Genomic DNA, 7920 nt, shown 5'->3' with positions numbered 1-7920 from the left:
TCGCAGCAACAACCAGGATCGCGCCGTCCATCTGCGCAGCACCGGTGATCATGTTTTTCACATAGTCGGCGTGGCCAGGGCAGTCAACGTGCGCATAGTGGCGAGTCGGGGTTTCATATTCAACGTGTGAAGTGTTGATGGTGATACCACGAGCTTTCTCTTCTGGTGCGTTATCGATCTGATCGAACGCTTTAGCAGAGCCGCCGTAGGTTTTAGCCAGAACGGTGGTGATAGCTGCAGTCAGAGTGGTTTTACCATGGTCAACGTGACCGATGGTGCCAACGTTTACGTGCAGTTTGTTACGCTGAAATTGCTCTTTCGCCATGGCGATAATTCCTTACGTTGTGCCTTCATGAGTCATGAAGGCATCAGTTCACAATTTTTAAACCGTAGCTTATTTGCTACGAGCTTCAATAACGGCCTGAGCGACGTTGTTCGGCGCATCATCGTACTTCAGGAACTCCATGGAGTAAGAAGCACGGCCTTTGGTCAGAGAACGCAGCTGGGTTGCATATCCGAACATTTCAGACAGTGGAACTTCAGCATGGATCTGAACGCCAGTAGCGTTAGATTCCTGTCCTTTGAGCATACCACGACGACGGCTAAGGTCACCGATAACGTCACCGGTGTTCTCTTCCGGAGTCTCTACTTCAACCTTCATGATCGGCTCAAGCAGAACGGGCTGTGCTTTCTTAAAGCCATCTTTGAAGGCTAAAGAAGCGGCCAGTTTAAACGCCAGCTCAGAGGAGTCAACGTCATGGTAAGAACCGAAGTGCAGACGAACACCCAGATCTACTACCGGGTAACCGGCCAGTGGACCAGACTTCAGCTGCTCCTGGATACCTTTATCAACCGCAGGGATGTATTCAGTTGGAATCACACCACCCTTGATGTCGTTGACGAATTCGTAACCTTTAGGGTTAGAACCCGGCTCCAGTGGGTACATGTCGATAACAACATGACCGTACTGACCACGACCACCGGACTGCTTAGCGTGTTTACCTTCAACATCGGTGATTTTAGCGCGAATCGCTTCGCGATAAGCAACCTGTGGTTTACCGACGTTCGCTTCAACGTTGAACTCACGCTTCATACGGTCAACGATGATGTCGAGGTGCAGCTCACCCATACCCGCGATGATGGTCTGGTTAGATTCTTCATCAGTCCATACGCGGAAAGATGGATCCTCTTTTGCCAGACGACCCAGAGCCAGACCCATTTTTTCCTGGTCAGCTTTGGTTTTCGGCTCAACGGCGATAGAGATTACTGGCTCTGGGAATTCCATGCGCTCAAGAATGATGACATTTTCTGGATCACACAGGGTGTCACCAGTGGTCACATCTTTCAGGCCGATCGCAGCTGCGATGTCGCCCGCACGAACTTCTTTGATCTCTTCACGTTTGTTAGCGTGCATCTGAACGATACGGCCCAGACGCTCACGGTTTGACTTAACCGGGTTGAACACGGTGTCACCGGTGTTAACAACACCAGAGTAAACGCGGAAGAAAGTCAGGTTACCCACAAACGGGTCGGTTGCGATTTTGAACGCCAGAGCAGCAAACGGCTCGTTGTCGTCAGAATGACGCTCAGCCGGCGTGTCTTTACCGTCGTCCAGCATACCGTTGATCGCGGTAACGTCAGTCGGTGCTGGCAGGTATTCAACTACCGCATCCAGCATCGCCTGAACACCTTTGTTCTTAAATGCAGAACCACAGGTAACCAGGATGATTTCGTTTTTCAGCACGCGCTTACGCAGAGAAGTTTTGATCTCTTCTTCAGTCAGCTCTTCACCGCCGAAGAATTTCTCCATCAGCTCATCAGAACCTTCTGCAGCGGCTTCAACCAGATTCGCACGCCATTCATCAGCCAGTTCCTGCATATCAGCTGGGATATCTTCGTAAACGAAGGTAACGCCCTGATCTTCATCGTTCCAGTTGATGGCTTTCATTTTCACCAGGTCAACAACACCGGTGAATTTCTCTTCTGCGCCGATTGCCAGCTGAAGCGGAACCGGGTTTGCACCCAGGCGCGTTTTCATCTGTTCAACAACTTTCAGGAAGTTAGCACCCATGCGGTCCATTTTGTTAACGAACGCGATGCGTGGAACTTTATATTTGTTAGCCTGGCGCCATACGGTTTCAGACTGTGGCTGAACACCACCAACCGCACAGTAAACCATTACTGCGCCATCAAGCACACGCATAGAACGCTCAACTTCGATGGTGAAGTCAACGTGTCCCGGGGTGTCAATGATGTTGACGTGGTGTGGCTCGAACTGCTTAGCCATACCTGACCAGTAACAGGTGGTTGCAGCGGAAGTGATGGTAATACCACGTTCCTGTTCCTGCTCCATCCAGTCCATGGTTGCGGCGCCGTCATGCACTTCACCGATCTTGTGGTTTACACCGGTGTAGAACAGAACACGTTCGGTAGTGGTAGTTTTACCGGCGTCGATGTGAGCACTGATACCGATGTTACGATAGCGCTCAATGGGTGTTTTACGAGCCATTTGATTCCTCTGATTCTGAGACGTTCTAAGTTAAAAAAGCCCAGCAGGTAAGCCACTGGGACGCCCGCTGGGTTAATAACAACTACGTGGCTGTTACCAGCGGTAGTGTGCGAACGCCTTGTTGGCTTCAGCCATACGGTGAACGTCTTCACGTTTCTTAACTGCAGTACCTTTGTTCTCTGCAGCGTCAGAAAGTTCGTTCGCCAGGCGAAGAGCCATTGATTTATCACCGCGTTTACGAGCAGCTTCAACGATCCAACGCATTGCCAGAGCATTACGACGAACCGGACGGACTTCAACTGGAACCTGGTAGGTTGAACCACCAACGCGACGTGACTTAACTTCTACAGTCGGACGTACGTTTTCGAGTGCAACTTCGAAAGCTTCCAGACCATCTTTACCTGCACGTTGAGCCAGGGTATCAAGTGCGGTATAGACGATAGATTCTGCAGTAGATTTTTTACCATCTACCATCAGGATGTTTACAAATTTAGCCAGCAATTCTGATCCGAACTTAGGATCTGGCAGGATTTTACGCTGACCAATGACGCGACGACGTGGCATGGAAATACTCCGTTGTTAATTCAGGATTGTCCAAAACTCTACGAGTTTATTTTGACATTAAAGTGAAAATGTTTGGCCTTACTTAACGGAGAACCATTAAGCCTTTGGCTTCTTCACGCCGTACTTGGAGCGTGACTGCTTACGGTCTTTAACACCTGAGCAGTCAAGCGCGCCGCGAACGGTGTGGTAACGCACACCTGGCAAGTCTTTAACACGACCGCCACGAATCAGGATCACTGAGTGTTCCTGGAGGTTATGACCTTCACCGCCGATGTAGGAGGTAACTTCAAAACCGTTAGTCAAACGCACACGGCAAACTTTACGCAGTGCTGAGTTTGGTTTTTTAGGGGTAGTGGTGTACACACGAGTACAAACACCACGTTTCTGCGGGCAAGCTTCCAGCGCAGGCACGTTGCTCTTTGCAACTTTGCGTACGCGTGGTTTGCGAACCAGCTGGTTAACTGTTGCCATTAAATAGCTCCTGGGATTTAGCTTTTTGCTTCGTAAACACGTAATAAATCGCCTCGTATTACTACGAGGAGGCAGAATTTTAGGGCTGTGTCAAAAGGGTGTCAAGAAATAACCAGGTTTTCCTTGCTACCAGGCCACTTGTTGTTGGTGCTTCACCGTCATCGCAACGAAACCAGTATAGTCCAAACGTGCTACTTTGGTCGAAATTTGCTCAACCAACCCACGCGCGACCACATCTTCCTCAAGAACCCAAAGCGCGGCCGGAGAGGCTTGCAGCTTGATGAGCATCTGGCTGCCCTCAAGCGCGGCCGTGACGCCATCCTGCATTAGCAGCAAGTCGTCGCCCTTCTGCATCAGCAGTAACAGGCTATCGATATCGCATTGCCAGGGTGATTGCAGCAGCGTGTAGAGCATGTTGGATTCTCAGAAACGAAGGATTCGATGATAAGTGGCGAGTTTCTGGCGCAGTGTCGCGGCATCCAGCACTTCAGCCGTCATCACGCGTTCAGCCGTCAAGCTTTGCCCGCGCGCATCAAGTGACTCTCGGCAGGCGAAACACTGGTCGATGTCGTAGAGATCGAGCACGCCGAACGTCGCGATATAGTTGCGAGCCAAAATCTGCTCAGGCTGCTGTGCGCGTTGCAGTTGCAGTACGCCATCGCCAATAAAGAACAGTCCAATGTCTTCGCTGAGCGCGCCAGTGGCCAGCACCGCATCCAGCCCTTCCCTGCCCGCGCTGCTGCCGTGGGGTGCCTGAGTGAAAAGAAATGCCACACGATTCATCAGAATTGCACCAAACGATCACAGCTCAACGCGGCTTCTGCCAGCGCACCTAAGCCGCTCAGTTTAAAACCAGGCTGCAAATTACTGCCCACCAGTTGCAAGCGCGTCGCTTCCTGCTCATCCGTCACGCCACGGCGCAATGCGGCAGCCACGCAAATATTTAGCGCGGCACCACTCTCTTCGCGCAGTTGCTGCCATGCGCGCACCACATCGACTTCATCGCTGGCAGGTGAAGTGAGCTGATTGGCATTCAGCACGCCTTCTCTATAAAAGAAAACACTTTCCAACTGGTGCCCTGCTTTGAGCAACGCACGAGCAAACAGCAATGCACTACTGGCATTCTGCGTACCGTACGCTGGCCCCGTTACCAGCAAGGTATAGCGCATTAGCGATCCTGCCCCTGGAAGTCTCCACTTTTGAACTGGCGGATGTAGAGATAAACCGTGTGTTTGGAAATATTGAGACGATCGGCCACCTGGTTAATCGCATCCTTGATATCAAAAATTCCCTTCTCGTACAGGTTGAGCACAATCTGGCGATTCTTGGCGTTGTTCGACACATTGCGGTCGTTGCTCACTTCCTCAATGGTAAATTCCAGCGTTTGCATCACCAGGTCTTCGACTGAGCTGGCAAAGTTGACGTTGGAATCTACCTGCTGCATTTCCGGCGGCATAAAGGTCGACATAATCTGCGAGAACGGCACATCAAGGTTCATGTTAATACACAGCAGGCCAATCACGCGCTGCTGACGATTGCGAATCGCGATGGTGACCGATTTCATCAGCACGCCGCTCTTAGCGCGCGTGAAGTAAGCACGGGACACATTGCTGTCAGCGCCATGCATATCGTGCAGCATGCGCAGTGCCAAATCGGTAATCGGCGAGCCCACTTTACGGCCGGTATGTTCACCGTTGGCGATGCGCACGGCGGAGCATTTCAAATCTTCCAGCGAGTGCAGCACGATTTCGCAGTGCGAGCCGATCAGCATCGCGAGGCCATCAACGACGGCTTCGTAAGATTTGAGAATATCGTAATCGGCTTGCTCGAACGGACGTTGCTCCAGTAAATCGAAGTCAGTCAGTTCACCGGGATTGAATGGATTAGACATCGAAGACATTACCCTAAATGGCTGGAGCCTGTCTCGACAGCTTTGGGGCAGACTCATATTGTGATAGTTGTGCAGGCGCTAGTCTGGCAAATGTCGGGATGTTTAGCCAGAGCTTTACTCATTCCCCTAAACAATTTGGGTTGCTGCAAGACGGCAAGTTGGTTCATGCCATGAGCATGAGTGAGGATGGCGAGCACAGCCAGCGCAGCTCAAGTCTGGCGGACAAATAAAAACGCCGCCCGGAGGCGGCGTCAGAAGCGCAAGCAGATTACTGCGCTTTCTTATCAGCAGCGGCCGGAGCCTGTGCTTTCTCATCCGCTTTTGGCGCTGGCTTGATATCCAGCAGCTCAACATCAAATACCAGCGTTGAGTTGGCCGGAATGCCCGGAACGCCATTTTTACCGTAAGCCAGGTTCGGTGGGATCACCAGCTTGATCTTGCCGCCTTTCTTCACGTGCTTAAGACCTTCGGTCCAGCCTGGGATCACGCCGTCGAGACGGAATGACAGTGGCTCGCCACGGGTGTAAGAGTTATCGAACTCGGTACCGTCGATCAGCGTACCTTTATAGTTCACGACGACGGTGTCGCTGTCTTTAGGTGCGTCACCGGTGCCTTCTTTCTCAACCTGATACAGCAAGCCAGATTCAGTTTTCTTCACGCCTTTTTCTTTGGCGAATTTATCAGCGTAAGCGGCACCCTTGTCAGAGTTCTCTTTCGCGTCCTTTTCCATCTTCGCCTGTGCAGCACCTTTCACGCGGCCTTCGAAGGCTTGCAGTGTCTGCTCGATTTCTTGATCAGACAGTTTGCTCTTGCCACCGAATGCATCCTGAACACCTGCGATCAACTGATCTTTGTCCAGTTTGATGCCCAGTTTCTCTTGTTCCTTCAGAGAGTTGTCCATGTAGCGACCCAAAGAAGCACCCAGCGCATAAGCTGACTGCTGGTCTTCGTTTTTGAAGGCAGCATTTTTCGGTGCCTGCGGTGCTGCCTGAGCAGCGTCAGCCGGAGCCGCAGCGGTTTCAGCTGCCATTGCCAGCGGTGCATTCAGCGCAATGGCCATGGTGGTAGCTAACAATGTGACTTTAAACAGTGATTTCATCCTTTCTCCAAAACCGAAGCATCTAAACCTCGGGAATCATTGCGGACAGTGGCCCACACTATAACTTTACGTGGCAGCGGCGAACACTCCCACAACGTAATTACCCGCTTAACATCCGACCTTTTTTGCATCAGGAAGTTTCACCAGAGATGAAGGCATTAGCGCTGATTTCAACCGCAAAGCCCCATAAAGGTTAAAAATAGGGGTGATTCTGCCGCTAAAGACCGTAGAATCACGCCCGATACGCGCCAGGCGCAGCACCGTGACAGGAGAAGAAATGATGCAGCATGAAGAGTGGGAGCAACGCCTTGAGGCGCTGGAGAGCAAACTGGCATTTCAGGAGCACACCATCGATCAGCTCAATCTGACGGTGACTCAACATGAACTGGAGATGAGTCGTATGCGCGAACAGGTACGTTTATTAGTGGATAAAGTGAAAGCAGCGACACCTTCACCGATTGCTTCGCAGTCCGAAGAGACGCCACCACCGCACTATTAAAGCAAAAGGCCACCTGAAGGTGGCCTTTTGTTGTTCAATGCAGAACTTAGTGGCTGCAACCGCAACCGCCAGTACCACAACCGCCCTGGCCGTGATCGTGACCATGGTCGTGATCGTGGTCATGATGATGACCATCTGCACCATGTACATGGCCGTGTGCGATTTCTTCTTCCGTTGCTTCACGGATCGCTACCACTTCCACGTTGAAGTTCAGGTTCTGACCCGCCAGCATGTGGTTACCATCAACCACAACGTGCTCGTCTTCCACTTCAGTGATTTCAACCGGCACTGGACCCTGATCGGTTTCTGCCAGGAAGCGCATGCCAACCTGCAGTTCATCGACGCCCATGAACACGTCTTTTGGTACACGCTGCACCAGGTTGTCATCGTACTGACCGTAAGCGTCGTTTGCCGGAATATGCACATCAAACTTATCGCCAACCGCGTGATTTTCCAGCGCTTTTTCCAGACCAGAAATCAGGGAACCATGACCGTGCAGATAGTCCAACGGTGCACTCACCGGTGACTCGTCAACCAACACACCGTCTTCGGTACGAACCTGATACGCCAGGCTCACCACCAGGTCTTTTGCTACTTTCATGATATCTCCTAACCGTTGAGAACTGAGATCCCGTCTCATTGGTCTATTTTGCGTGCAATAACCAACCAGAAAGGTTCAAGACTGAGGATGCCAACAAATGTGTTGCTGCATACTGCTCAGCGTTAATGGCGCCGATTGTAGCGGAATTCAATCCCGCTGTAAGTTTAAGCTTAAAAAAAGCTGCGCCATTCTGCTACTCAGGATGAAAAATGCCGATCACTTGCTCATTGCTGCGCACCTTATCGCGAACTTGTTTATCCGCTTCACGCATTTGATGGCCGCACTG

11 protein-coding genes and 1 pseudogene are annotated in these 7920 nt (G+C 51.4%); 1 reads left to right on the top strand and 11 read right to left on the bottom strand.

Annotated elements, in window-relative coordinates:
- The 9 genes from FD737_RS23505 to fkpA form a co-directional block, all read right to left on the bottom strand.
- Positions 1-325: GTP-binding protein (locus FD737_RS23505; protein WP_237448856.1), on the bottom strand; the 325-nt coding region annotated here is incomplete at its 3' end.
- Positions 326-394: 69 nt separating this feature from the next.
- A complete protein-coding gene (fusA, locus tag FD737_RS23500) occupies positions 395-2509 on the bottom strand; it encodes an elongation factor G (RefSeq protein ID WP_160834690.1) in 2115 nt (704 codons plus the stop codon).
- A gap of 93 nt (positions 2510-2602) precedes the next feature.
- Positions 2603-3073, bottom strand: a complete 471-nt coding sequence (rpsG, locus tag FD737_RS23495) for a 30S ribosomal protein S7 (RefSeq protein WP_007886246.1) — start codon at positions 3071-3073, stop codon at positions 2603-2605.
- Positions 3074-3169: 96 nt separating this feature from the next.
- Positions 3170-3544 (bottom strand): 30S ribosomal protein S12, encoded by a 375-nt coding sequence (rpsL, locus tag FD737_RS23490; RefSeq protein ID WP_006120575.1) that lies wholly within the window; start codon positions 3542-3544, stop codon positions 3170-3172.
- A 126-nt stretch (positions 3545-3670) separates the two neighbouring features.
- Positions 3671-3958: a sulfurtransferase complex subunit TusB gene (gene tusB / locus FD737_RS23485; protein WP_160834689.1), complete on the bottom strand. Its 288-nt coding sequence runs from the start codon at positions 3956-3958 to the stop codon at positions 3671-3673.
- A gap of 9 nt (positions 3959-3967) precedes the next feature.
- Positions 3968-4327, bottom strand: a complete 360-nt coding sequence (gene tusC, locus FD737_RS23480) for a sulfurtransferase complex subunit TusC (RefSeq protein ID WP_034830771.1) — start codon at positions 4325-4327, stop codon at positions 3968-3970.
- On the bottom strand, positions 4327-4713 hold the full coding sequence (gene tusD, locus FD737_RS23475; protein WP_160834688.1) for a sulfurtransferase complex subunit TusD: 387 nt from the start codon (positions 4711-4713) through the stop codon (positions 4327-4329). The genes tusC and tusD overlap by 1 nt, the downstream gene beginning before the upstream one ends.
- Complete coding sequence (locus tag FD737_RS23470; RefSeq protein WP_034830776.1) at positions 4713-5435, bottom strand: transcriptional regulator; 723 nt, start codon at positions 5433-5435, stop codon at positions 4713-4715. The genes tusD and FD737_RS23470 overlap by 1 nt, the downstream gene beginning before the upstream one ends.
- 268 nt (positions 5436-5703) lie before the next feature.
- Positions 5704-6534 carry an FKBP-type peptidyl-prolyl cis-trans isomerase gene (fkpA, locus tag FD737_RS23465; RefSeq protein WP_045833796.1) on the bottom strand — a complete coding sequence of 277 codons (831 nt, stop codon included), beginning with the start codon at positions 6532-6534 and terminating at the stop codon, positions 5704-5706.
- Positions 6535-6814: 280 nt separating this feature from the next.
- Here fkpA and FD737_RS23460 point away from each other — a divergent pair, with 280 nt between their 5' ends.
- Positions 6815-7033, top strand: a complete 219-nt coding sequence (locus FD737_RS23460; protein ID WP_034830802.1) for a SlyX family protein — start codon at positions 6815-6817, stop codon at positions 7031-7033.
- A gap of 46 nt (positions 7034-7079) precedes the next feature.
- Here FD737_RS23460 and slyD read toward each other — a convergent pair whose 3' ends face one another.
- On the bottom strand, positions 7080-7634 hold the full coding sequence (gene slyD, locus FD737_RS23455) for a peptidylprolyl isomerase (protein WP_034830781.1): 555 nt from the start codon (positions 7632-7634) through the stop codon (positions 7080-7082).
- A 193-nt stretch (positions 7635-7827) separates the two neighbouring features.
- Positions 7828-7920 (bottom strand): annotated as a pseudogene (locus FD737_RS24010) (hypothetical protein); the annotation flags it as partial.

It is taken from the genome of Pantoea sp. Seng (assembly GCF_009829935.1).
GTDB classification, from domain to species: Bacteria; Pseudomonadota; Gammaproteobacteria; order Enterobacterales; family Enterobacteriaceae; genus Pantoea; species Pantoea communis.
Note: the sequence above shows the minus strand (reverse complement) of the source record. Positions and strands in the feature narration are given on the sequence as shown.